Raw genomic sequence first — 23465 nt, 5'->3', positions numbered from 1 at the left:
CCCGCCCCACCGAGCGCGCCGGACCCCCGGAGCGCTCCCGCGCCGCCCACGGAGCAGCATTGGCACGCAAGATCGGCAGCCGGTACACCGTCCACCAGGTGATCGGCCGGGGTTCGGCCGGGACGGTCTGGCTCGGTGAGGGGCCGGACGGCCCGGTGGCGGTCAAGCTGCTGCGCGAGGACCTCGCCGCCGACCAGGTGCTGGTCGGCCGCTTCGTCCAGGAGCGCACCGCGCTGACCAGCCTCGACCACCCCCGGGTGGTCGGCGTGCGCGACATGGTGGTGGACGGCAGCGACCTCGCCCTGGTGATGGAGCTGGTCCAGGGCACCGACCTGCGCTCCCGGCTGGAGCGGGACGGCGCGCTGCCCCCGCAGACCGCCGCCTCGGTCATCGCCGACGTCGCCGACGGCCTGGCCGCCGCGCACACGGCCGGGATCGTCCACCGCGACGTCAAGCCGGAGAACGTCCTGCTCGACCTCGCCGCCGCCCCCGGCCCGGGCGGCGCCCCGCGCGCCAAGCTCACCGACTTCGGCGTGGCCCGCCTGGTCGACGCCCCCCGCCGCACCCGGGCCACCCGGATCATCGGCACCCCCGACTACCTCGCCCCCGAGATCATCGAGGGCCTGGAGCCGCGCGCCGCCGTCGACATCTACGCCCTCGCCACCGTGCTGTACGAGTTGCTGGCCGGCTCCACCCCGTTCGGCGGCGGCCACACCGGCGCGGTGCTGCGCCGGCACGTCACCGAGCAGGTGCCGCCGATCCCCGGTCTGCCGGACGGGCTGTGGCGGATCATCTCCGAGTGCCTGGCCAAGGCCCCGGCCTCCCGGCTGCGCGCCGCCGAGCTGGCCTCCCGGCTGCGCGAGCAGCTGCCCTCGCTGGCCGGCCTGCCGGTGCTCGCCGTGCCCGTCCAGGGCCGGGCCCCGGCCGAGGAGCAGCTGACTCCCGGCGAGGCCGTCTACGCCGAGGTCGACGCCGGCCCCGGCACCCACAAGCGCCGCCGCGGCCCGGCCGTGCCGCTGGTGCCCGGCGCCGCCCCGGACTCCACCCGGGACACCCACACCAGCCTGCGCCGCCCGTCCGCCGAGGAGCTGGCCGCCTACGCGGTCGAGTCCCGCGCCCAGCGCGTCGCCCCCGGCCACCGCCGGGACCGCCAGGCGCTGCTGCGCCGCCGCCGGCTGCTGGCCGTCCTGATCGCCACCGTGCTGCTGCTGGCGGGCGCCGCCGCGGCCTGGACGGCCTTCGCGGCCACCGTCCCGGACGGCGGCCGCCCCACCCGCCCGGCGGTGTCGGACACGGCCCCGCGGGCGCCCTGACCGCCGTTGTGACGCCTGGGGAACCGGGGGTGTCGTCATGACCACCCCCGGAACCATTACCCTGGGGGGCGTGGCAGCCGTCGATCCTTCCGAAGAGCTCAAGAACCTCGATACGACCATGGGGTCGATCGAGGCCGTCATCGACCTGGACAAGATCCGGGCCGACATCGCGGTCCTGGAGGAGGAGGCAGCCGCCCCCACCCTGTGGGACGACGTCGCGAACGCGCAGAAGGTGACCAGCCGGCTCTCCTTCCTGCAGGGCGAACTGCGCCGCGTCGAGGGCCTGCGCGGCCGCATCGACGACCTGGGCGTGATGTTCGAACTGGCCGAGTCCGAGGACGACGCGGACACCCGCGCCGAGGCCGAGGCCGAGCTGGTCGCCCTGCAGAAGGCGGTCGAGGAGCTGGAGGTCCGCACCCTCCTGTCCGGCGAGTACGACGCCCGCGAGGCGCTGATCAACATCCGTGCCGAGGCCGGTGGCGTGGACGCCGCCGACTTCGCCGAGCAGCTCATGCGCATGTACCTGCGCTGGGCCGAGCGGCACGGGTACCCCACCGAGGTGTACGACACCTCGTACGCCGAAGAGGCCGGCATCAAGTCCGCGACCTTCACCGTGAAGGCGCCGTACGCCTACGGCACCCTCTCGGTCGAGCAGGGCACCCACCGCCTGGTCCGCATCTCGCCGTTCGACAACCAGGGCCGCCGGCAGACCTCCTTCGCCGGCGTCGAGGTCCTCCCGGTCGTCGAGCAGTCCGACCACGTCGACATCGACGAGGGCGACCTGCGGGTGGACGTCTACCGCGCGTCCGGCCCCGGCGGCCAGGGCGTCAACACCACCGACTCGGCGGTGCGCATCACCCACCTCCCGACCGGCATCGTGGTCTCCTGCCAGAACGAGCGCTCGCAGATCCAGAACAAGGCGTCCGCGATGAACGTCCTCCAGGCCAAGCTGCTGGAGCGGCGCCGCCAGGAGGAGAAGGCGGCGATGGACGCGCTCAAGGACAGCGGCAGCTCCTGGGGCAACCAGATGCGCTCCTACGTGCTGCACCCGTACCAGATGGTGAAGGACGTCCGCACCGCGTACGAGGCCGGCAACCCGCAGGCCGTGCTGGACGGCGACATCGACGGCTTCATCGAGGCCGGGATCCGCTGGCGCAAGCAGCGCGAGACCAGCGCCGAGTAGGCACCGACACGACGCAGAAGGCCCCCGACCGCAGTGGTCGGGGGCCTTCTCGTACGTCTCGTGGGGTCAGGCCAGTGCCTGCCGGGCGATCAGCGCCACCGCGAGCAGCCCGGCCACCAAAGCCAGCAGCATCGCGGGGGAGAGCGCGGCGAACGGCCCCTGCTGCTCCTGCATCCGGGCCCGGTTGGCCCGGCACACCGGGCAACGCCCGTCGCTGACGCGGCCGTTGCAGTTGGCGCACACCAGATGGTCGCAGGTCATGCGATCTCCTCCTTGCTGCTACAGCCAACGCACCGGACGGGGCTTTGGTTCCACGCACTGCCCTGTACGGGGGAGCGGCCGTGACACGGTCGCCCCCTCCACTCTGCCAGGTTCCGGCGGTTCCGGCTCCCGGGCTGTGAGATGCCTCCCAATATTCGGGGCATAAGCGGACATTCTCTCCCAAGGGGTGGCCGTTGTCACGGGCGGTCCCTGCGGGCCCGTTCCCGATTCGCGTATGGTCCCAGTCCGGGAGCGGCCCTCTGCGTTCCCGTCGCCCGCCCATGGACCGGGCCTCCGGGGCGGACCGACCGAGGACTGGCGCCGCCTAGGATGGCCTCCGTGATGCAGCCGTGATCAGATTCGACAACGTCTCCAAGACCTATCCCAAGCAGAATCGTCCCGCCCTGGACAACGTCTCGCTGGAGATCGAGAAGGGCGAGTTCGTCTTCCTGGTCGGCTCGTCCGGCTCGGGGAAGTCCACCTTCCTGCGCCTGTGCCTGCGCGAGGAGCGCCCCTCCACGGGCGCCGTGCACGTGCTGGGCAAGGACCTCGGCAAGCTGTCCAACTGGAAGGTGCCGCACATGCGCCGCCAGCTGGGCACCGTCTTCCAGGACTTCCGCCTGCTGCCGAACAAGACGGTCGCGCAGAACGTCGCCTTCGCCCTGGAGGTGATCGGCAAGCCCAAGAGCGCCATCGGCAAGGTGGTGCCCGAGGTGCTGGAGCTGGTCGGCCTCGGCGGCAAGGAGGACCGCATGCCGGGCGAGCTGTCCGGTGGTGAGCAGCAGCGCGTGGCGATCGCCCGCGCCTTCGTGAACCGTCCGATGCTGCTCATCGCGGACGAGCCCACCGGCAACCTCGACCCGCAGAACTCGGTCGGCATCATGAAGCTGCTCGACCGGATCAACCGCACCGGCACCACGGTGCTGATGGCCACCCACGACCAGGCCATCGTCGACCAGATGCGCAAGCGCGTCATCGAGCTCGACAAGGGGCTGCTCGTCCGCGACCAGGCCCGCGGCGTCTACGGGTACCAGCACTGACCGACCAGCGCTGACCCGTAGGGCCGTCGGCCCGAACCGCCAGTCCCGGAGCAGTACCGACCCTGGAGTTGTTTCCCGCATGCGTGCCCAGTTCGTCCTGTCGGAGATCGGTGTGGGTCTCCGACGCAACCTGACCATGACCATCGCGGTCGTGGTCAGCGTCGCGCTCTCCCTCGCCCTCGCCGGTTCCTCGCTCCTGGTCCGCGACCAGGTGAACTCCATGAAGGGGTACTGGTACGACAAGGTCGAGGTGAGCATCTACTTCTGCACCAAGGCGGACGCCCGCAACTCGCCCCAGTGCGACAAGGGCGCGGCCACCGACCAGCAGGTCCAGGACATCAAGGACCAGCTGGACAAGATGACGTCGGTGGTCCAGTCGTCCACCTACGAGAGCTCCCCCGAGGCGTACAAGCACTGGAAGGAGATGAACCCGGACAACCCGCTCATCTCCGTCCTGGGCCCGGACGCCATGCCGCAGTCCTGGCGGGTCAAGCTCAACGACCCGACCAAGTACGACGTGATCCAGAGCGCCTTCGCCGGCAAGCCCGGCGTCAAGTCGGTCGAGGACCAGCGGAAGATCCTGGAGAACCTGTTCGGCCTGCTCAACGGCCTCCAGACGGCAGCCTTCGTGATCATGGTGCTGATGCTGTTCGTCGCGCTGCTGCTGATCGTCAACACCGTCCGGGTGTCGGCGTACAGCCGACGGCGCGAAACCGGGATCATGCGCCTGGTCGGTGCCTCGAACTTCTACGTCCAGATGCCCTTCATCGCCGAGGCGGCCTTCTCGGCGCTGCTCGGCGCGATGATGGCCTCCGGACTGCTGATCGGCGGGCACTTCTTCGTCCAGAACTGGCTGGCCGACCGGGTGCAGTTCATCCACTTCATCGGCCTCGGGTCGGTGCTCGCGGTGATACCGCTGCTGATCGTGGTGGGTATGGGCATGGCCGGCGTCGCGGCGTTCTTCACGCTGCGCAAGTACCTCAAGGTCTGATCCCCGGACGCCCCGACGGCCCCGGACGGCACTGCGCCGTCCGGGGCCGTCGGCCTTCCGCGGTCCACCGTTCCGGCCCGCCCCGCGCGGAGCGGTGTCTACACTCCGATGCCATGCTGCAAACTCCGCGCAGGGGCCGCCAGGTGGCCGCCCTCAGCCTGGTGTTCGGCGCCGTGCTGCTGACCGGCGCGGCGACCGGCGCCTGGGGCGACCCGGCCGACCCGCCGCACCGGCCCTCCGCCGACACCGTCCGGGCCGCCGCCGGGCTCCCGGCCGACCCGGCCGGCGCCGCCCTGTCCGAGCAGCAGGCCGAGCACCTGCTGGCGGCCGGCGGCGACCGCTGGGGCGCGTACTACAGCGCCCAGGAGTACGCCGAGTTCAGCCAGGGCCTGGACGGCCGGTACCCGGGCGTCGGCGTGTCGGTCGGCCGCGGCCAGGACGGCGTCACCGAGGTCTCCCAGGTCGCGCCGGGCGGACCGGCCGCCGAGGCCGGGATCGCCCCCGGCGACCGGCTGGTGCGGATCGGCCGGGACCAGGCCGACCACCTGCCGGTCACCGAGGTGGTCGCGCGGCTGCGCGGCCAGGGCGAGGAGCGCCGGGCGGGGTCCGAGGTCACCGTGGCGGTCCGGCGCGGCGGGGGCGACGAACGCGAACTGCGGCTGCGGCGCGTGCTGCTGGACAGCCGCCAGGTCACCGCCGAGCAGCTGGGCAAGGGCGTGCTGCGGGTGACCGTGCGCGCCTTCACCAGCGGCGTGGCCGACCAGGTGCGCGCCGCGCTGCGCGCCCCGCACACCGGCGTGGTGCTCGATCTGCGCGGCAACTCCGGCGGGTTGGTCGACGAGGCGGCCGGCACCGCCGGGATCTTCCTGGACGGCGGACCGGTCGGCTCGTACCAGGAGCGCGGCGGGACCAGGGAGTTGACCGCCCCGCCCGGCGGGGACCAGCGCACCCCGCTGGTGCTGCTGGTGGACGGCGGCACGATGAGCGCCGCCGAACTGCTCGCCGGAGCCCTCCAGGACCGCAGCCGCGCCGTGGTGGTGGGTTCGCGGACCTTCGGCAAGGGCACCGTCCAGCAGCCCAGCCGGCTCGCCGACGGCGCCGTGCTGGAACTGACCGTCGGCCGCTACTACACCCCGGCCGGACGCTCCCCCGACGGCACCGGCCTGGCCCCCGACGTCCAGGCCGGCTCGGGCGAGGAGGCCGACGAGCTCGCCCTGCGGGTCCTCGCGGGGCTCGGCACCCGCGCCTAAAGCAGCTGCCCCGCCGGGCGTCGAAGTGCGAGAATGACCGGGCTATGGCAAAGGAAACCGGACAGAAGCTGATCGCGCAGAACAAGAAGGCGCGACACGAGTACACGATCCTCGACACCTACGAGTGCGGCCTCGTACTCACCGGCACCGAGGTCAAGTCGCTGCGCGAGGGGAGGGCCAACCTGGTCGACGGCTACGCGTACATCCAGAACCACGAGGCGTGGATCGACAACGTCTTCATCCCCGAGTACACCCAGGGGACGTGGACCAACCACGCGGCCCGGCGCAAGCGCAAGCTGCTGCTACACAAGCTGGAGATCCGCAAGATCGAGACCAAGGTCCGCGACGCGGGCCACACCCTGGTCCCGCTCTCGCTGTACTTCAAGGACGGCCGGGTGAAGCTCGAACTGGCGCTGGCCGTCGGCAAGAAGCTGTACGACAAGCGCCAGACGCTGCGCGAGAAGCAGGACACCCGCGAGACGGCCCGCGCGGTGGCGGCGGCCCGCCGACGCCAGGGCTAATCCGCTGGACCCTCGCCCGTCGCCTCGCGTACTATGGCGCAAGCAACACGGACGATGACCGTCCGAGCTGTTTCTCAACAAAACATGGGGATGATCGGTTTCGACAGGGGATGTTGAAACAGGGGAAGCGAGCCGAGGAACGCGGCAATGATCTCGTAAACCACGTGTCGCAAAAAAATAATCGCCAACTCTAAGCGCGATTCCCAGCAGTTCGCTCTCGCTGCCTAATAAGCACCGATAGCGCTTGGGTGTCAGACCGGGGAGTTCCCGACCCGGACCCTGGCATAATCTAGGGAACTCAACCGTCCGCCCGGGCTGCGAGGGCGGATGGGAAACCAAACAGCAGCTGGGCCTGTTGGCGGCTTGTCCGCGTGACCGCCAGGGCCGAGAAAAGCACAGCGGACTGCGCTCGGAGAAGCCCTGAATTGACTCCACTGGACCCGGGTTCGATTCCCGGCATCTCCACCACCCCATGTTGACTCGAAGGCCGTCCTCCGCTCCGCGGAGGGCGGCCTTCGATTTTTGTGCGTTCCGGAGCAGCGCGGCCGGGGGGTCGCGGCGTAGGATCATCCGTCCGCTCGTTTTCCGGAGCCGGATTCCGTCGCTACCACCGAGGCCATGCAGAGCAACACGCCCACCACCCCCGCCACCGACCACGAGACCGTCCGCACGCGCGAGATCGCCGGTGAGCAGCAGCACCTCGACACCGTCTACCACCGGTTGGAGGAGAAGCTCGCCGAGGCCGAGTACATCCTGGAGGACGCCGCCAAGCGGGTCCAGGTCGGCACTCCCGGCGCGCTCGCCGAACGCGACGCGCAGGTCTACCGGGCCGGCGCCCACCTCCAGCGTCTGAACAGCGAGTTCGAGGACTTCCTGTTCGGCCGGATCGACCTCCAGCGGGCGGACGCCCCGGAGGAGCACGGGATCCCGTCGAACACCCCGCTCGACCCGGCCGACCCGGCCGTCGCCGAGACCCTCCACATCGGCCGGCTGGGCGTGCTGGACGCCGAGTACGGCCCGCTGGTGATCGACTGGCGCGCGCCCGCCGCCGCCCCGTTCTACCGCGCCACCCCGGTCGAGCCGGGCCGGGTGATCCGCCGCCGCGTCATCCGGTCCAAGGGCCGCAAGGTGATCGGCGTCGAGGACGACCTGCTGCGCCCGGACCTCACCCCGACCCTGGACGGCGAGGAGCTGGCGGTGGTCGGCGACGGCGCGCTGATGGCCTCGCTGGGCCGCGCCCGCAGCCACTCGATGCGCGACATCGTCTCCTCCATCCAGCGGGAGCAGGACGAGGTGATCCGCGCCGCCGCCGCGGGCGCCACCCTGGTCACCGGCGGCCCCGGCACCGGCAAGACCGCCGTCGCCCTGCACCGCGCCGCCTACCTGCTCTACCAGGACCGCCGCCGCTACGCCGGGGGCATCCTGGTGGTCTCGCCGACCCCGCTGCTGGTCTCCTACACCGAGGGCGTGCTGCCCGCGCTGGGGGAGGAGGGCCAGGTCGCCATCCGGGCGATCGGCTCGCTGGTGGACGGCATCGAGGCGGACACCTACGACACCCCCGAGGCGGCCCGGGTCAAGGGCTCGGCCCGGATGGTGCAGCTGCTGCGCCGGGCCGCCCGCGCGGCCCTGGAGCTGGGCGCGCCGCAGGAGCTGAAGGTGGTCGCCCGCGGCGAGGTGCTGAAGCTGGACGCCTCCCGGCTGAAGGCCGTGCGCGGCAACGTGGTGGGCTCCGGCGGCACCCCGCTGAACCTGCTGCGCCCGCGCGCCCGCCGGCTGCTGCTGGACGCCCTGTGGCAGCAGGCCACCAGGGACCTGCCGAAGCCCGCCGACCACTACGCCCGCGAGCAGCGCCAGGAGGAGAAGGAGTCCTTCGACGAGTACGTCTCGGACGAGGCGTCCTTCCTGGACTTCCTGGACGCCTGGTGGCCGGCGCTGACCCCGCGCCGGGTGCTCGCCACGCTGCGCCAGCACCGGCACACCAACCGGATCGCCCGCCGCGCCGTCACCCCGGACGAGGCCAGGCTGCTGGCCGCCTCCTGGCGCCACCTGTCGGCGGAGGGCGAGGGCGCGCTGTCCGCGCACGACGTCGCGCTGATCGACGAGCTCCAGGTGCTGCTCGGCGAGCCGGCCCGCCCGAAGGTCCGCGAGGTGGACGCGGTGGACCTGCTGAGCGGCCTGGACGAGGTCACCACCTTCGCCGACCGCAGCGCCCGCCAGCGCGACCGCCGGCCGGTGGAGCGCACGGAGTACGCCCACGTCATCGTGGACGAAGCGCAGGACCTCACCCCGATGCAGTGGCGGATGATCGGCCGCCGGTCCCGGACGGCCACCTGGACGATCGTCGGGGACCCGGCGCAGTCCTCCTGGCCGTTCCCGCTGGAGGCCCAGGCTGCGATGGACGAGGTGCTCTCCGGCAAGCCGCGCCGCCGCTTCACGCTGACCGTGAACTACCGCAACCCGGCCGAGATCGCCGAGGTCGCGGCCAAGGTGCTGGCGCTGGCCGCGCCGGGTACCCCGTCGCCGAGCGCGGTGCGCCACGTCGGTGTGGAGCCGCGCTTCGCGGCCACCGCCGACCCCTCGCCGGAGGCCTTCGGCAAGGCCGCCCGGGCCGAGCTGGAGCGGCTGCTGGCCGAGGTGGACGGCACCGTGGCGATCGTGGTGCCGATGGACCGCCGGGACGAGGCGGCCGGCTGGGCCGAGGGCCTGGGCGAGCGCGTGGTGGCGCTGGGCAGCCTGGAGGCCAAGGGCCTGGAGTACGACGCGACCGTGGTCGCCGACCCGACCGGCATCGCCGGCGAGTCGGAGGCGGGCCTGCGGGTGCTGTACGTGGCGCTGACCCGCGCGACCCAGCGGCTGACGGTGCTCTCCGGCCCGGACGACCTGCCGGACGCGGACGGCGTGCCCGCGCTGCTGCACGGCTGACGGTCCGTACGGAAGAAGGCCCCCCACCGGATGGTGAGGGGCCTTCAGACGTTGACGACACCGACCCGCCATGCTCGCCTCGCGGCAAGTGGTCCCTCGAAGGGACGAAGGTTGGGCCCGGGGGCTTGGATCGAGCCGGTGTCCCGTCCAATGTAACGCATCGGCCGGGAGAGGCAAGGAGTGAGCGTCGGGGACCGGTGCCGTCGGGCGGGTTTGTCGGGTCCGCACACTCAATGAACGTTATTTCTGGCTTGCCCTTGGAAGGTGCGACGATCGAGGTCTAGCATGCGCAGGCGATGCCTTCAACAAAATGTTGAGCCTGCGGGACAGACGGAAGAAGGAAGCGTCGATGGCGACGGTGCCCAGTGTCTCCAACTCGATCACGGTGCGGCTGGAGGTCCCGGCCCAAAGCAACGCCGTCAGTGCGATCACCACGGCCGTGGAGTCCTCCGGCGGGTCGGTGACCGGCCTCGACGTCACCGCCTCCGGCCTGGAGGCCCTGCGGATCGACGTCACGGTGGCGGCCTCCTCGGTCGCGCACGGCGAGGAGATCGTCGAGAAGCTGCGCGCGATCGACGGCGTGTCGATCGGCAAGGTCTCGGACCGCACCTTCCTGATGCACCTCGGCGGCAAGATCGAGATGTCGTCCAAGCTGCCGATCCGCAACCGTGACGACCTCAGCATGATCTACACCCCGGGTGTCGCCCGGGTCTGCATGGCGATCGCGGAGAACCCCGAGGACGCCCGCCGCCTGACCATCAAGCGCAACAGCGTCGCCGTGGTCACCGACGGCTCGGCGGTGCTGGGCCTGGGCAACATCGGCCCGGAGGCCGCGCTGCCGGTCATGGAGGGCAAGGCCGCCCTGTTCAAGCGCTTCGCCGGGATCGACGCCTGGCCGATCTGCCTGGACACCCAGGACACCGACGAGATCGTCGCCATCGTCAAGGCGATCGCCCCGGGCTTCGCCGGGATCAACCTGGAGGACATCTCCGCGCCGCGCTGCTTCGAGATCGAGGCCCGGCTGCGCGAGGCCCTGGACATCCCGGTCTTCCACGACGACCAGCACGGCACCGCGATCGTGGTGCTGGCCGCCCTCACCAACGCGCTGAAGGTGGTCGGCAAGCGGATCGGCGACATCCGCGTGGTGATGTCGGGCGCCGGCGCCGCCGGCACCGCGATCCTCAAGCTGCTGATGGCGGCCGGTGTCGAGCACGCCACCGTGGCGGACGTCCGCGGCGTGGTCCACCTGGGCCGCGAGGACCTCAACGACAGCCTGCGCTGGATCGCCGAGCACACCAACCGCTCGGGCCGCACCGGCACCCTCAAGGAGGCCGTGGCGGGCGCCGACGTCTTCATCGGCGTCTCGGCCCCGAACGTCCTGGACGGCGACGACCTGGCCACCATGGCCGAGGACTCGATCGTCTTCGCGCTGGCCAACCCGGACCCGGAGGTCGACCCGGCCATCGCCCGGCAGACCGCCGCCGTGGTCGCCACCGGCCGCAGCGACTTCCCGAACCAGATCAACAACGTGCTGGTCTTCCCGGGCGTCTTCCGCGGTCTGCTGGACGCCCAGAGCCGCACCGTCAACACCGAGATGATGATCGCCGCCGCCCGGGCGCTGGCCACCACCGTGGCCGACGACGAGCTGAACGCGAACTACATCATCCCGAGCGTGTTCCACAAGGACGTCGCCAAGACCGTCGCCTCCGCGGTGCGCGAGGCGGCCCTGGCGGGCGCGCAGGACGACCGCGCGCCGTCCCGTCCGACCCCGGGCATCGTCGGCACCCTCGACACCGCCGCGTTCCCCACCGTCAAGCTCTGACGGCCGGATCGGGCGACGTGTCGCAGATCGCTCAAATGTGCGAATAGTGGTCATACCCTCCAAGTCCGCCCCGAACCCTTGCGACACAAGGGCGAGGGGCGTGTTTGGGCTTGTCAGTCCTAGGGCGTACCGTAGCTCTGCACGGGGCAGGCGTGTCCGACAAGTACGGAACGTCCCCCTGGTCTTCCGGCGTGTCGTCCCGACCGCCGCCCGCTCCCGGTCCGCCGGAGCCGACGGGGCGTCACACCTCCGACGGGCGGGCGATGTTCGGGTGGCTCAGCCGGGGCCCGATTGGCTTTCTCGGGGCCGGTCGGGGCAGGATTCGTATCCAGGCGGGCGGGTGGGCCTTCGACGGCCCGGGCGCGCGGCATCGGGTACGGACCCGGCCCGCGACCACGCATTGCCTGCATGAGCACAGTGTGCGGACCTGCGGCCTATCCGGGTGCCCCCCGGTGGGAGCACCGATGGGCCCCCGCGCACCGCAAGCGAACAGACCACAGGAGTACACATGAACCGCAGTGAGCTGGTGGCCGCGCTGTCCGAGCGCGCCGAGGTGACCCGCAAGGACGCCGACGCCGTTCTGGCCGCCTTCGCCGAGATCGTCGGCGAGGTCGTCGCCAAGGGCGACGAGAAGGTCACCATCCCCGGTTTCCTGACCTTCGAGCGCACCCACCGCGCTGCCCGCACCGCCCGCAACCCGCAGACCGGCGAGCCGATCCAGATCGCCGCGGGCTACAGCGCCAAGGTGAGCGCCGGCTCCAAGCTGAAGGAAGCCGCCAAGGGCGCTGCCTGAGCCACCCCTTGAACGCCCGAGAGGCCGGGCTCCCCGCTGGGGAGCCCGGCCTCTCGCCGTCGTGCCGGTCCGTCAGGCGTCGACGAGCTGCTCCTCCGGCAGCTCGACGTGGGCGCCGAGGTCGCGCAGCTTGTCCATGAAGTTCTCGTAGCCGCGGTTGATCAGGTCGATGCCGTGCACGGTCGAGGTGCCCTCGGCCGCCAGCGCCGCGATCAGGTACGAGAAGCCGCCGCGCAGGTCCGGGATGACCAGCTCGGAGCCGATCAGCTTGGACGGGCCGGAGACGACCGCGGAGTGCAGGAAGTTGCGGGCGCCGAAGCGGCACGGGGTGCCGCCCAGGCACTCGCGGTAGAGCTGGATGTGCGCGCCCATCTGGTTCAGCGCGCCGGTGAAGCCGAGCCGCGACTCGTACACCGTCTCGTGGACGATGGACAGGCCGGTGGCCTGGGTCAGCGCGACCACCAGCGGCTGCTGCCAGTCGGTCTGGAAGCCCGGGTGCACGTCGGTCTCCAGGGCGATCGCCTTGAGCTCGCCGCCCGGGTGCCAGAAGCGGATGCCCTCGTCGTCCACCTCGAAGGCGCCGCCGACCTTCCGGAAGGTGTTCAGGAAGGTCATCATCTCCAGCTGGCGGGCGCCGCGGACGTAGATGTCGCCCTTGGTGGCCAGCGCCGCGCAGGCCCAGGAGGCGGCCTCCAGCCGGTCCGGGATCGCGCGGTGGTTGTAGCCGTTCAGCTCGTCCACGCCGGTGATCAGGATCGTCCGGTCGGTGCCCAGGGTGATGATCGCGCCCATCTTCTGCAGCACGCAGATCAGGTCGACGATCTCCGGCTCGATGGCCGCGTTGCGCAGCTCGGTGACGCCCTCGGCGAGGACGGCGGTGAGCAGCACCTGCTCGGTCGCGCCGACCGAGGGGTACGGCAGCTCGATCTTGGTGCCGCGCAGCCGCTGCGGGGCGACCAGGTAGGTGCCCTGCGGGTGCTTCTCGATGGTGGCGCCGAACTGGCGCAGCACCTCGAAGTGGAAGTCGACCGGGCGGCCGCCGATGTCGCAGCCGCCGAGGCCGGGGATGAAGGCGTGGCCGAGGCGGTGCAGCAGCGGGCCGCAGAACAGGATCGGGATCCGCGAGGAGCCGGCGTGCGCGTCGATGTCGGCGACGTTGGCGCTCTCGACGTGCGAGGGGTCGAGGATCAGCTCGCCGTCCTCGTCACCGGTGCGCACGGTCACGCCGTGCAGCTGCAGCAGGCCGCGGACCACCTTGACGTCGCGGATGTCCGGGACGTTGCGCAGTCTGCTGGGGCCCTGCCCGAGGAGGGCGGCGACCATGGCCTTGGGCACCAGGTTCTTCGCTCCGCGGACGCGGATCTCGCCTTCGAGCGGGTTTCCGCCGTGGACCAGCAGGACGTCGTCGGTCATCGTTCTCGCAATCCGGGGTGCCAGAGGAGTCGGGGGGAAGGGGGCTCCGGGAGAGAGCCGGTGGTGGACCGGTCGTCTACGGGCGCGTTCGGGCCCCCGGCGAAACCGAGCCGGCACCGTACGAAGGCGTCCACCAGACGTAGATGGTAGTGGGCGTGCCGATGGTTCCCGTGAGCCTCTCCCGTGATGGTGCTCTCTCCGGGCCCGCGCCCGCCCTCCGGTGCGGCCGTACGGGTGTTCGTCCGGCGTGGCGGGTTTCGGCATGTTGCGGTGTCCGAGCGGGGCCGTTCTGCGGGATCATGTGGGCATGACGGCGGCCCATTCGCACGGAGGCCGGTCCCAGACCGGCCGTCTGCTCGTCGCGACGCCCCTGCTCACCGACCCGAACTTCGCGCGGGCGGTGGTGCTGCTCCTCGACCACGACGCCGAGGGGGCGCTCGGCGTGGTCCTCAACCGGCCGACGCCGGTCGAGGTGGGCAGTGTGCTGGACGGCTGGAACAGACTCGTCGGACAGCCGGCCGTGGTGTTCCAGGGCGGCCCGGTGGCGCTGGACTCGGCGCTCGGCCTCGCGGTGGCGCCGGGGGAGCCGGGCACCGGGGAGCCGCTCGGCTGGCGGCGGGTGCACGGCGCGATCGGCCTGGTGGACCTGGAGGCGCCGCCCGAGGTGATGGCCGGCGAGCTGGGCAGCTTGCGGATCTTCGCCGGGTACGCCGGCTGGTCGCCGGGGCAGCTGGAGGCGGAGCTGGAGACCGGCGCCTGGTACCTGGTGGACTGCGAGCCCGGGGACGTCTCCAGCCCCGAGCCGGAGCGGCTGTGGCGCGCGGTGCTGCGCCGCCAGCGCGGGCCGGTCGCCCTGCTGGCGACCTACCCGGACGACCCGACGATGAACTGAGCCGACCGGCCGGGCGCCGCGACACTGGCCCGGTTTCCGCAGGCCCCCATAGACTTGGCACCCATGAGCACTCTTGAGCCCGAGCGCGGCCTCGGCACCGGCACCCTGGTCGAGCCCGTCCCGCAGGTGTCCAACGGGGACGGCGACCACGAGCGCTTCGCGCACTACGTCCAGAAGGACAAGATCATGGAGAGCGCGCTCTCCGGGTCCCCCGTGGTGGCGCTCTGCGGCAAGGTGTGGGTGCCCGGGCGCGACCCGAAGAAGTACCCGGTCTGCCCGATGTGCAAGGAGATCTACGACGGCATCGGCAAGCCGCAGGGCGGCGACGGCGACAACAAGTAGCCGGGTGTCCGCCGGGGGTCCGGGGCGTTCCGCACGACGCCGTTTTGCATAGCACCCGGTTTCCCGGGTGGTCTATGCCAATCATCCGGGGCGTGGGCAGGATGTCGGAATGGACCTCATTCCCGCACCTTCGAGTGCCGCCCGCCACCCGGACGAGGACTATCCGCTCGACGCCGCCACCACGCTGACCGCACCCCCCGCGCTGGCCGACGCCGAGCGCTGGCTGCGGGCCACCCTGTCCGCCGCCACCGGGCTGCCACTCGGCCCGGGCCGGCCGGGTGCGGGCATCGAACTGGTCCAGGACGGGACGCTCGCCGCCGAGGCGTACCGGATCACGGTGCGCCCCGGCCACGCGCTGGTCGCCGCGGGCGGCCCGGCCGGCGCGCTGTGGGGCGCGCAGACCCTGCGGCAGCTGCTCGGACCGGACGCCTACCGCCGCTCGCCGCTGCGCCGCGAGGGCTGGGTGCTGCCCGGCGCCGACATCGCGGACGCCCCCCGGTTCGGCTGGCGCGGCGCGCTGCTCGACGTAGCCCGGCACTTCCTGCCCAAGTCGGACGTGCTGCGCTTCGTCGACCTGCTGGCCGCGCACAAGCTGAACGTGCTGCACCTGCACCTGACCGACGACCAGGGCTGGCGGGTCGAGATCAAGCGCTACCCGAGGCTGACCGAGCGCGGCGCCTGGCGGGAGCGCTCGATGGTCGGCTACCGGGCCGGTCAGCGCCGCGACGACCGCCCGCACGGCGGCTACTACACCCAGGACGACCTGCGCGAGATCGTCGCCTACGCGGCCGCCCGCGGGGTCACCGTCGTCCCGGAGGTCGACCTGCCCGGCCACACCCAGGCCGCCGTCGCCGCCTACCCCGAGCTGGGCAACACCGACGTGGTGGACACCGGTGCGCTCGGGGTCTGGACCGACTGGGGGGTGAGCCACAACGTGCTCAACGCCTCCGAGGAGACCCTGCGCTTCTTCGAGGGCGTGCTGGAGGAGGTCCTGGAGCTCTTCCCGTCCGAGTTCATCCACCTCGGCGGCGACGAGTGCCCCAAGGAGCAGTGGAAGGACAGCGCCGCCGCCCAGGCCCGGATCCGCGAACTGGGCCTGGCCAACGAGGACGAGCTGCAGAGCCACCTCATCCGGCACTTCGACCGCTGGCTGGCCGAGCGCGGGCGCCGGCTGATCGGCTGGGACGAGATCCTGGAGGGCGGGCTCGCCCCGGGCGCCGCGGTCTCCTCCTGGCGCGGCTTCGGCGGCGGGATCGCCGCCGCGAAGGCCGGGCACGACGTGGTGATGTGCCCCGAGCAGCACGTCTACTTCGACCACCGGCAGGCGGACGGGCCGGACGAGCCGATCCCGGTCGGCTTCGTGCGCACGCTGGAGGACGTCTACCGGTTCGAGCCGGTCCCGAAGCAGCTGGACGAGGCCGCCGCCCGGCGCGTGATCGGCACCCAGGCCAACCTGTGGAGCGAGTTCATGGACAGCGCCCGGGACCTCGACTACCGGGCCTTCCCCCGATTGGTCGCCTTCGCCGAGGTCGCCTGGTCCGAACTGCCCGCCGAGCCGGCCGAGCGGGACTTCGCCGGCTTCGAGCGGCGGCTCACGACGCACCTGCGGGCGCTGGACGCGCTCGGCGTCGAGTACCGCCCGGCCGACGGGCCGCACCCGTGGCAGCGCCGGCCCGGGGTGGCCGGCCGGCCGATCGAGGGCCCGCCGCCGGTGCGCTAGACACGCCCCGGTGCTCCTCACCGGGAACTTCTGAACGGTCGTCCGACGTCAAGAACTGATGAACATCTGCCCTGACCCGGAGCGGGTCGGGGCAGATACCGCCCGGTATCAGTCCCAATCGGGCAGCCCCGTTCACCGGCCCAGAAGTGATCATCGAGCATTGTGTGCCAGAGTTGCCCAACCCGGCCCGATCGCCCGTACCCTACGGGCCAGGCCGGGCTGCTGACGCAGGACAGCACGGCCGAAGGCCGGCGGGCGGCAGGCGATCGATGAGCAAGTGGAGCACGGTGGGACCCAGGTGAACCGGACGATCATGCTGCCGGCCTCCCTCGACGAGGCCGTCGACGCGCTGGCCGCCGCCCCGGCCGCGGTACCGGTGGCCGGAGCCACCGACCTGATGGAGGCCGTCAACGCCGGCCGACTGCGCCCCGCCGCCCTGGTCGGCCTCGGCCGGATCACCGAACTGCGCGGCTGGCGCTACGAGGACGGCGGCACCGCCGTGCTCGGCGCCGGACTCACCCACGCCCGGATGGACCGCCCCGACTTCGCCGCGCTCATCCCCGCGCTCGCCGACGCGGCCCGCACCGCCGGCCCGCCGCAGGTCCGCAACGTCGGCACCCTCGGCGGGAACATCGTCACCGCCGCCCCGGCCGGCGACACCCTCCCGGTGCTCACCGCGCTGGAGGCCAGCGTCACCCTGGCCCGGGCGGGGGGCACCCGCGAGGTGCCGGTCAGTCACCTGCTCACCGGGCTCGACCCGGTGCGCCCCGGCGAACTGCTCACCTGGGTGCGCGTCCCGCTGCTGCACGCCCCGCAGGTCTTCCTCAAGGCCACCGGCCGCAGCGGCCCGGCCCGCGCCACCGCCTCCGTCGCCCTCGTCCTCGACCCGGCCCGGCGCTCGGTGCGCTGCGCCGTCGGAGCCGTCGCGCCGGTCCCGCTGCGCCCGCTGGAGGCCGAGGCCTGGGTGGCCGGCTGCATCGACTGGGACGGCAGCCGGGAGATCGACCCGGCCGCGACTGCCGCCTTCGGCGAGTACGTGGCCTCCGCCTGCGTCCCCGACGACTACGGCGCCGAGGGCGCCTGGGAGGCCGTGACCGAGGGGCCGACCGCGGCCGCCGTCCGGTTGCGGCGTACCGTATCGGTGCTGGCCCGACGGGCACTGGGAAGGGCGCTGAAGTGACCACAGACCCCATCGAGACCCTGGACGCCGACCCGCTCGGCCTCTCCCCGCAGGTCAGCCGCGAGCTGCGCCCGTGCGCCTCGTACACGTTGCGGGTCAACGGTTTCGAACGGCCCGTCACCGACGCCTGGATCGGCGAGAGCCTGCTCTACGTGCTGCGCGAGCGGCTCGGCCTGGCCGGCGCCAAGGACGGCTGCGAGCAGGGCGAGTGCGGAGCCTGCTCGGTGCAGGTGGACGGCCAGCTGGTGGCCGGCTGCCTGGTCCCGGCCGCGCTGGCCGCCGACAGCGAGATCAACACCGTCGAGGGCCTGTCGGCCGCCGGCGGCGCGAGCGACGTCCAGCAGGCGCTGGCCGCCTCCGGCGCCGTCCAGTGCGGCTACTGCACCCCCGGCATGGCGATGGCCGTGCACGACCTGCTCCAGCGCAACCACCGGCCCACCGAGGTGGAGGCCCGTCAGGCCCTGTGCGGCAACCTCTGCCGCTGCACCGGCTACCGGGGCGTGCTGGCCGCCGTCCAGACCGTCGCGGACGCCCGCGCGCTGGAGGCCGAGGAGGCGGAGGAGGCGGCGGTGCCCGCCGAGGCCGCCGCCGAGCCTCCGGCGGAGGCGCCCGCGGAGCCCGGGCGGGCGGCCGAGGCGCCCGGGGAGCCGCCCGTGGAGCCCGGGCAGGCCGTCGAGCCGCCGGTCTACACCGACGCCGAGGCCTGGATCGAGCACGTCCCGCAGCAGCCCGTCCAGCCCCACCCGGCGGCCCACCCGGCGCCCCACCCGCTCGACAACCCCGCGGAGCAGCGGCACGCCGCCGGGCCGTCGGGCGTCGAGCAGGCCCCGGCCGGGCTGCCGTACGGCGACCCCCACGGCTACGACAGCGGCGTGTACGACACCACCGTGCTGGCCCCGATCCGGGACGCCGTCCCCGCGCAGGCCGCCGACGACCAGGTGTACTACCCGCCCCAGGGCTACCCCGAGCAGCCGTACCAGGCCACGCCCGAGCAGCCGTACCAGGCCACCCCCGCGCACGGCACCTACGTGCCCTACCCGGACGGCCACCCGCAGCAGAACGGCTACGACACCGGGTACGACGCCCCGGTCTACGAACCGACCCCCGCGCACGGAACCCCGCTGCCCGGCGCCGCCTACGACGGCACGCCGCCGCACGGCACCCCGTACGCCGCCCCGCACCCGCACGGTGCCCCGGCCGAGGGCGGCGCCCCGGCCGGTGTCCCGTACGGCGCCACCCCCGCCCACGGCATCCGGCTCCCCGAGGACGACCACGCATCATGACGTCGCCTACCGACATCGGCGCAGCACTCCAGCAGGACGGCGGCGAGGGCGGCGCACCGGAGCCGATCGGCCTGGGCAGCTCCCCGCTGCGCAGCGACGCGCTGCCCAAGGCGCTCGGCATCTACCCGTACGCGGCCGACCTGTGGGCCGAGGGCCTGCTGTGGGGCGCCGTGCTGCGCTCGCCGCACCCGCACGCCCGGATCCTCGGCATCGACACCTCGGCCGCGCTGGCGCTGCCCGGGGTGCACGCCGTGGTCACCGCCGCGGACCTGCCGCCCGGCCCGGACGGCACCGCCGACGGCGCCCCGGCCGGGCCGATCGTCGCCGACCGGCCGGTGCTGGCCTCCGGCGTGGTGCGCCACCACGGCGAGCCGATCGCCGCGGTCGCCGCCGACCACCCGGACACCGCCCGGCTGGCGGTCGGTCTGATCACGGTCGACTACGAGCCGCTGGAGGCCGTCACCGACCCCGAGCAGGCCTTCACCGCGCCGCCGCTGCACCCGGACGGCAACCTGTTCCGCCACCTGCCGCTGCGCACCGGGGACCCGGACGCGGTCGGCGAGGTCGTCGTCGAGGGCCTCTACCAGGTCGGCCGGCAGGACCCGGCCCCGCTCGGCGCCGAGGCCGGGCTGGCCGTGCCGCGCCCGGACGGCGGCGTCGAGCTGCACCTGTCCTCCACCGACCCGCACGGGGACCGCGACCGCACCGCCGCCTGCCTCGGCCTGGAGCCGGACCGGGTCCGGCTGGTGGTCACCGGCGTGCCCGGCGCGACCACCGACCGCGAGGACATCTCGTTCCAGGTCACCCTGGCCCTGCTGGCGCTGCGCACCGGCCGCCCGGTGAAGATGACGCTCACCCGCGAGGAGTCCTTCCACACCCACACCTCGCGCCACCCCGCGCTCCTGCGCTACCGCCACCACGCGGACGCCGAGGGCACCCTGGTGAAGGTCGAGGCACAGATCCTGCTGGACGGCGGCGCCTACGCGGACGTCTCCGCCGAGGCGCTGGCCGCCGCGACGGCCTTCTCGGCCGGCCCGTACGTCTGCCCGAACGTCTTCGTGGACGCCTGGGCGGTGCGCACCAACAACCCGCCGGCCGGCCGGATGCGCGGCGAGGGCGCCCTGCAGGCCTGCTTCGCCTACGAGTCGCAGCTGGACCAGCTGGCCGCCCGGATCGGCGTGGACCCGGTGGAGATCCGGCGCCGCAACGCGATGTCCACCGGCGACCCGCTGCCCACCGGACAGGCCGTCACCTGCCCGGCGCCGGTGCGCGCCCTGCTGGACGCGGTCGCCGCGGAGCCGCTGCCGGCCCTGCCGGTGGACGACCCGGACGCCGAGTGGCTGCTGCCCGGCGGGCCCGGCGGCGCGGGCGACCCGGCGGCGGTGCGGCGCGGCATCGGCTACGCCGTCGGCATGGTGCACATGCTGGGCGCCGAGGGCGAGGACGAGGTCTCCACCGCGACCGTGCGGGTCAGCGGCGACCACGCCACGGTGATCTGCGCGGCGGTCGACGCCGGGCAGGGCTTCGCCACGCTGGCCCGGCAGATCGTGCAGACCGTGCTGGGCGTCAGCGAGGTCTACATCGCGCCGGCCGACAGCGACCAGTCGATCGCCGGGCCGTCCGCCCGCGGCCGGCACACCTGGGTCTCCGGCGGCGCCGTCGAGCGGGCCGCGCTGATGGTCCGCCACCAGCTGCTGCAGCCGATCGCGGCGAACTTCGGGATGTCGGCGGAGCTGCTCCAGATCTCCGACGGCAAGATCACCTCGTACGACGGGGTGCTCGGCATGCCGGTCGCCGAGGCGCTGGAGGGCAAGGAGCTGTGGGCCACCGCGCAGTGCCGCCCGCACCCCACGGAGCCGCTGGACGACGCCGGTCAGGGCGACGCCTTCGTCTCCATCTCGTTCTGCGCCATGCGCGCGGTGGTGGACGTGGACATCGAGCTGGGCTCGGTGCGGGTGGTCGAGATGACGGTCGCCCAGGACGTCGGCCGGGCGCTGAACCCGCGCCAGATCGAGGACCGGATCGAGGCGGGGGTGGCCCAGGGCGTGGGCCTGGCCCTGCTGGAGGACCTGCGGACGGAGGGCGGGGTGCTGCAGAACCCGTCGCTCACCGGCTACCGGCTGCCCACCGCGCTGGACACCCCGGAGGTGCGGATCGCCGCGCTGCTGGAGGAGCGCGACGTGGTGGCCCCGTTCGGTGCCAAGGCGGTCGGCGCCGTCCCCGCGGTGGTCGCCCCGGCGGCCGTCGCCGCGGCGGTGCGCGCCGCCACCGGCCTGCCGGTCGGCCGGCTGCCCATCCGGGCGGAGGACGCCGTCACGGCCTGACCGGATGATCTCCCGGGAGAATCCGGAAAAGCGAAAGGGAATTGCCGGCCGACTTCTCGGAGTCGACCGGCAATTCCCTTTCCGGGGAGGCCATGGCGGGAATCGAACCCGCGTGTACCGCTTTGCAGACGGTTCCCTAAGCCACTCGGGCACACGGCCAGTGAATTCATAGTGGCCGGTCCGGGGGAGCGGGGTCAATGCTCCTTTGTAAATTCTGCGTGGCAGTGTGCTACCGTCGGAGACAGGTGGCGTGCTTTTCCGCCACCCCGGACGAGCGCGTCGTACCCGGTGACGACAAGACGGCGCAGTTCAGCGGCAATCCGGCCGCTGCGGACTGCGGAGGTAGCACCGTCATGGCCTGGCTCGTTCTGATCGTCTCGGGTTTCCTGGAGACCGTGTGGGCGGTCGCCCTGGAATCGTCCAAGGGCTTCACCCGGCTCGTTCCCAGCCTCGTCTTCGGCGTCGCACTGCTGTTCAGCATGGGCGGTCTGGCGTACGCGATGCGCACCATTCCGATCGGCACCGGCTACGCCGTCTGGGTGGGTATCGGCGCGGTCGGCACCGCGGTCTACGGGATGGCCGTCCTGGGGGACGCGGTGACTGCGGCCCGGGTCGCCTGCCTGCTGCTGATCGTCTCCGGAGTGGTGGGTCTCAAGGTGCTGCACTGAGCCCCGAGGGGCGTCCGGGACCCCTGGTCCTACGTCCACGGACCCAGTCGATCAGCGACCGGGGTCAGGGGTCACCGAGGCGGACGGCTCTTACGATGTTACGTATGACCACAGCCTCCTCCACCACGGTCGACTCCGTACCGATACCCCTCGACGACGACCCCGGTGGCGGGGTGCTCGGCGGCCGCTACCGCGCCCTGACGCTGGGGATCGTCTCGGTGGTCCTGGTGATCGCCTTCGAGGCGACGGCCGTCAACACCGCGATGCCGACCGCGGCCCGCCAGCTGGACGGCCTCGGGCTGTACGCCTTCGCCTTCTCCGGCTACTTCACCAGCACGCTGTTCGCCCTGGTCGTCTCCGGCCAGTGGTGCGACCGGCGCGGCCCGCTGCAGCCGCTGTTCACCGGCATCGCGGTGTTCGGCGTCGGCCTGGTGGTGGCCGGGACGGCGCCCGGGATGTGGGTGTTCGTGGCCGGGCGGTCGATCCAGGGCCTCGGCGGCGGGCTGGTGATCGTCGCGCTGTACGTGGTGGTCGGACGGGCCTATCCGGAGCGGCTGCGGCCGTCGGTGTTCGCGGCCTTCTCCTCGGCCTGGGTGCTGCCCTCGATCGTCGGCCCGCTGGTCGCCGGGGCCGTCACCCAGCACCTGGGCTGGCGCTGGGTGTTCCTGGCGGTACCGGCGCTGATCCTGCTGCCGCTGGCCGTGATGGGCCCGGCGCTGGCCCGCTCCGAGCGCGAGCACCCGCTGCCCAAGGGCGCCGCCTTCGACCGCCGGCGCACCCTGCTGGCCGCGATGGCGGCGCTCGGCGCCGGCCTGCTGCAGTACGCGGGCCAGCGCCTCGACCTGCCCGGCCTGCTCCCCGGGATCGCCGGGGCGGCGCTGCTGGTGCCGGCCGTCCTCGGGCTGCTGCCGAAGCGGACCCTGCGGGCCGGGCGCGGGCTGCCGACGGTGATCCTGCTGCGCGGCGTCGCGGCCGGGGCGTTCTTCGCGGCCGAGGCCTTCATCCCGCTGATGATGACCACCCAGCGCGGCCTGTCGCCGACGCTGGCCGGGCTCACCCTGACCAGCGGCGGGCTCTCGTGGGCCCTGGGTTCCTGGCTGCAGGGCCGGCCGGGGGCGGAGCGCTACCGCGCGGCCATGATCCGGGGCGGCTTCCTGCTGACCGCGCTGGCGATCGCGGGCGCCGCGCTGGTGCTGGTTCCGGCGGTGCCGGCCTGGGCGGCCTCGGTGGCCTGGGGGTTCGGCGGCGTCGGGATGGGGCTGTCCATCGCGAGCGTCAGCGTGCTGATGATGAAGCTCTCCGCGCCGGAGGACGCCGGGGCCAACTCGGCCGCGCTGCAGATGAGCGACGCGCTGGGCAACGTGCTGCTCACGGGACTGGCCGGGGTGCTGTTCGCGGCCCTGGGCGGCGGCTCCCCGGCAGCGGCCGGCCACGGAGCGGCCGAAGGCGCCGGTTCGCCCGGCGCCTTCGCGGTGATCCTGCTGGTGATGGCCGGGGTGTCGCTGCTGGGAGCGCTGCTCGCCGGCCGGGTGCGCCCCCGGACCTGA

19 protein-coding genes, 1 tRNA gene, 1 other RNA gene and 1 riboswitch are annotated in these 23465 nt (G+C 73.0%); of the genes, 18 read left to right on the top strand and 3 right to left on the bottom strand.

The genetic code is table 11. The features are described 5' to 3' along the window. Positions 1–59: 59 nt before the first annotated feature. Positions 60–1313 (top strand): serine/threonine-protein kinase, encoded by a 1254-nt coding sequence (locus tag ACZ5GH_RS14100; RefSeq protein ID WP_464334421.1) that lies wholly within the window; start codon positions 60–62, stop codon positions 1311–1313. Positions 1314–1383: 70 nt separating this feature from the next. Continuing rightward, positions 1384–2496 carry a peptide chain release factor 2 gene (prfB, locus tag ACZ5GH_RS14095; protein ID WP_387756867.1) on the top strand — a complete coding sequence of 371 codons (1113 nt, stop codon included), beginning with the start codon at positions 1384–1386 and terminating at the stop codon, positions 2494–2496. A gap of 66 nt (positions 2497–2562) precedes the next feature. On the opposite strand, the gene ACZ5GH_RS14090 is transcribed toward prfB, so the two are convergent. Continuing rightward, positions 2563–2757 (bottom strand): hypothetical protein, encoded by a 195-nt coding sequence (locus tag ACZ5GH_RS14090; RefSeq protein ID WP_387756868.1) that lies wholly within the window; start codon positions 2755–2757, stop codon positions 2563–2565. Positions 2758–3107: 350 nt separating this feature from the next. Between ACZ5GH_RS14090 and ftsE the strand changes: the two genes are divergently transcribed. The 8 genes from ftsE to ACZ5GH_RS14050 all read left to right on the top strand — a co-directional run bounded on the left by ftsE (position 3108) and on the right by ACZ5GH_RS14050 (position 12096). Beyond that, complete coding sequence (gene ftsE, locus ACZ5GH_RS14085) at positions 3108–3797, top strand: cell division ATP-binding protein FtsE (RefSeq protein ID WP_188307673.1); 690 nt, start codon at positions 3108–3110, stop codon at positions 3795–3797. 79 nt (positions 3798–3876) lie between these two features. Next, a complete protein-coding gene (gene ftsX, locus ACZ5GH_RS14080) occupies positions 3877–4788 on the top strand; it encodes a permease-like cell division protein FtsX (protein ID WP_387756869.1) in 912 nt (303 codons plus the stop codon). 113 nt (positions 4789–4901) lie between these two features. Next, entirely contained in the window at positions 4902–6038 is a 1137-nt protein-coding gene (locus tag ACZ5GH_RS14075) for a S41 family peptidase (RefSeq protein WP_387756870.1), read from the top strand. Between the two features lie 44 nt (positions 6039–6082). Next, positions 6083–6559, top strand: coding sequence for an SsrA-binding protein SmpB (gene smpB, locus ACZ5GH_RS14070; protein WP_045695776.1), 477 nt, complete (start codon positions 6083–6085; stop codon positions 6557–6559). Positions 6560–6645: 86 nt separating this feature from the next. Continuing rightward, positions 6646–7027, top strand: a transfer-messenger RNA (tmRNA) gene (gene ssrA, locus ACZ5GH_RS14065). Positions 7028–7177: 150 nt separating this feature from the next. Further along, positions 7178–9481: a HelD family protein gene (locus tag ACZ5GH_RS14060; protein ID WP_464334420.1), complete on the top strand. Its 2304-nt coding sequence runs from the start codon at positions 7178–7180 to the stop codon at positions 9479–9481. A 349-nt stretch (positions 9482–9830) separates the two neighbouring features. Next, positions 9831–11303 (top strand): NAD-dependent malic enzyme, encoded by a 1473-nt coding sequence (locus tag ACZ5GH_RS14055; protein WP_387756872.1) that lies wholly within the window; start codon positions 9831–9833, stop codon positions 11301–11303. 508 nt (positions 11304–11811) lie between these two features. Then, complete coding sequence (locus ACZ5GH_RS14050) at positions 11812–12096, top strand: HU family DNA-binding protein (protein ID WP_030242980.1); 285 nt, start codon at positions 11812–11814, stop codon at positions 12094–12096. Positions 12097–12168: 72 nt separating this feature from the next. Here ACZ5GH_RS14050 and murA read toward each other — a convergent pair whose 3' ends face one another. Further along, positions 12169–13509 (bottom strand): UDP-N-acetylglucosamine 1-carboxyvinyltransferase, encoded by a 1341-nt coding sequence (gene murA, locus ACZ5GH_RS14045; protein WP_464334419.1) that lies wholly within the window; start codon positions 13507–13509, stop codon positions 12169–12171. 307 nt (positions 13510–13816) lie between these two features. On the opposite strand from murA, the gene ACZ5GH_RS14040 reads away from it, so the two are divergent. From ACZ5GH_RS14040 to ACZ5GH_RS14015, 6 genes are all read left to right on the top strand, one after another. Then, a complete protein-coding gene (locus tag ACZ5GH_RS14040) occupies positions 13817–14401 on the top strand; it encodes a YqgE/AlgH family protein (RefSeq protein ID WP_387756874.1) in 585 nt (194 codons plus the stop codon). 63 nt (positions 14402–14464) lie between these two features. Then, positions 14465–14743, top strand: a complete 279-nt coding sequence (locus tag ACZ5GH_RS14035; RefSeq protein ID WP_224282582.1) for a DUF3039 domain-containing protein — start codon at positions 14465–14467, stop codon at positions 14741–14743. A 109-nt stretch (positions 14744–14852) separates the two neighbouring features. After that, positions 14853–16463, top strand: a complete 1611-nt coding sequence (locus tag ACZ5GH_RS14030; RefSeq protein WP_464334418.1) for a beta-N-acetylhexosaminidase — start codon at positions 14853–14855, stop codon at positions 16461–16463. Between the two features lie 313 nt (positions 16464–16776). After that, positions 16777–17643: an FAD binding domain-containing protein gene (locus tag ACZ5GH_RS14025; RefSeq protein WP_387757053.1), complete on the top strand. Its 867-nt coding sequence runs from the start codon at positions 16777–16779 to the stop codon at positions 17641–17643. After that, positions 17640–18926 carry a (2Fe-2S)-binding protein gene (locus ACZ5GH_RS14020; protein ID WP_464334417.1) on the top strand — a complete coding sequence of 429 codons (1287 nt, stop codon included), beginning with the start codon at positions 17640–17642 and terminating at the stop codon, positions 18924–18926. The genes ACZ5GH_RS14025 and ACZ5GH_RS14020 overlap by 4 nt, the downstream gene beginning before the upstream one ends. Beyond that, on the top strand, positions 18923–21250 hold the full coding sequence (locus tag ACZ5GH_RS14015) for a xanthine dehydrogenase family protein molybdopterin-binding subunit (RefSeq protein ID WP_387756877.1): 2328 nt from the start codon (positions 18923–18925) through the stop codon (positions 21248–21250). Before ACZ5GH_RS14020 ends, ACZ5GH_RS14015 begins: the two co-directional genes overlap by 4 nt. A gap of 87 nt (positions 21251–21337) precedes the next feature. On the opposite strand, the gene ACZ5GH_RS14010 is transcribed toward ACZ5GH_RS14015, so the two are convergent. Beyond that, positions 21338–21409 (bottom strand) — tRNA-Cys (locus ACZ5GH_RS14010). Between the two features lie 83 nt (positions 21410–21492). Continuing rightward, positions 21493–21559: riboswitch (guanidine-III (ykkC-III) riboswitch) on the top strand. A gap of 44 nt (positions 21560–21603) precedes the next feature. Here ACZ5GH_RS14010 and ACZ5GH_RS14005 point away from each other — a divergent pair. Continuing rightward, positions 21604–21918: a DMT family transporter gene (locus ACZ5GH_RS14005; protein WP_387756878.1), complete on the top strand. Its 315-nt coding sequence runs from the start codon at positions 21604–21606 to the stop codon at positions 21916–21918. Between the two features lie 104 nt (positions 21919–22022). Further along, entirely contained in the window at positions 22023–23465 is a 1443-nt protein-coding gene (locus tag ACZ5GH_RS14000) for an MFS transporter (protein WP_387756879.1), read from the top strand.

Source organism: Kitasatospora sp. Xyl93, from assembly GCF_055383135.1.
This window is presented reverse-complemented; position numbering and strand designations above follow the sequence as displayed.

Excerpts from the sequence above, each read along its gene's own strand:
- ACZ5GH_RS14090 (WP_387756868.1), bottom strand. The coding sequence starts at position 2,757 with ATGACCTGCGACCATCTGGTGTGCGCCAACTGCAACGGCCGCGTCAGC.
- ftsX (WP_387756869.1), top strand. The coding sequence starts at position 3,877 with ATGCGTGCCCAGTTCGTCCTGTCGGAGATCGGTGTGGGTCTCCGACGC.
- ACZ5GH_RS14075 (WP_387756870.1), top strand. The coding sequence starts at position 4,902 with ATGCTGCAAACTCCGCGCAGGGGCCGCCAGGTGGCCGCCCTCAGCCTG.
- smpB (WP_045695776.1), top strand. The coding sequence starts at position 6,083 with ATGGCAAAGGAAACCGGACAGAAGCTGATCGCGCAGAACAAGAAGGCG.
- ACZ5GH_RS14060 (WP_464334420.1), top strand. The coding sequence starts at position 7,178 with ATGCAGAGCAACACGCCCACCACCCCCGCCACCGACCACGAGACCGTC.
- ACZ5GH_RS14055 (WP_387756872.1), top strand. The coding sequence starts at position 9,831 with ATGGCGACGGTGCCCAGTGTCTCCAACTCGATCACGGTGCGGCTGGAG.
- ACZ5GH_RS14050 (WP_030242980.1), top strand. The coding sequence starts at position 11,812 with ATGAACCGCAGTGAGCTGGTGGCCGCGCTGTCCGAGCGCGCCGAGGTG.
- murA (WP_464334419.1), bottom strand. The coding sequence starts at position 13,509 with ATGACCGACGACGTCCTGCTGGTCCACGGCGGAAACCCGCTCGAAGGC.
- ACZ5GH_RS14040 (WP_387756874.1), top strand. The coding sequence starts at position 13,817 with ATGACGGCGGCCCATTCGCACGGAGGCCGGTCCCAGACCGGCCGTCTG.
- ACZ5GH_RS14035 (WP_224282582.1), top strand. The coding sequence starts at position 14,465 with ATGAGCACTCTTGAGCCCGAGCGCGGCCTCGGCACCGGCACCCTGGTC.
- ACZ5GH_RS14030 (WP_464334418.1), top strand. The coding sequence starts at position 14,853 with ATGGACCTCATTCCCGCACCTTCGAGTGCCGCCCGCCACCCGGACGAG.
- ACZ5GH_RS14025 (WP_387757053.1), top strand. The coding sequence starts at position 16,777 with ATGCTGCCGGCCTCCCTCGACGAGGCCGTCGACGCGCTGGCCGCCGCC.
- ACZ5GH_RS14015 (WP_387756877.1), top strand. The coding sequence starts at position 18,923 with ATGACGTCGCCTACCGACATCGGCGCAGCACTCCAGCAGGACGGCGGC.
- ACZ5GH_RS14005 (WP_387756878.1), top strand. The coding sequence starts at position 21,604 with ATGGCCTGGCTCGTTCTGATCGTCTCGGGTTTCCTGGAGACCGTGTGG.
- ACZ5GH_RS14000 (WP_387756879.1), top strand. The coding sequence starts at position 22,023 with ATGACCACAGCCTCCTCCACCACGGTCGACTCCGTACCGATACCCCTC.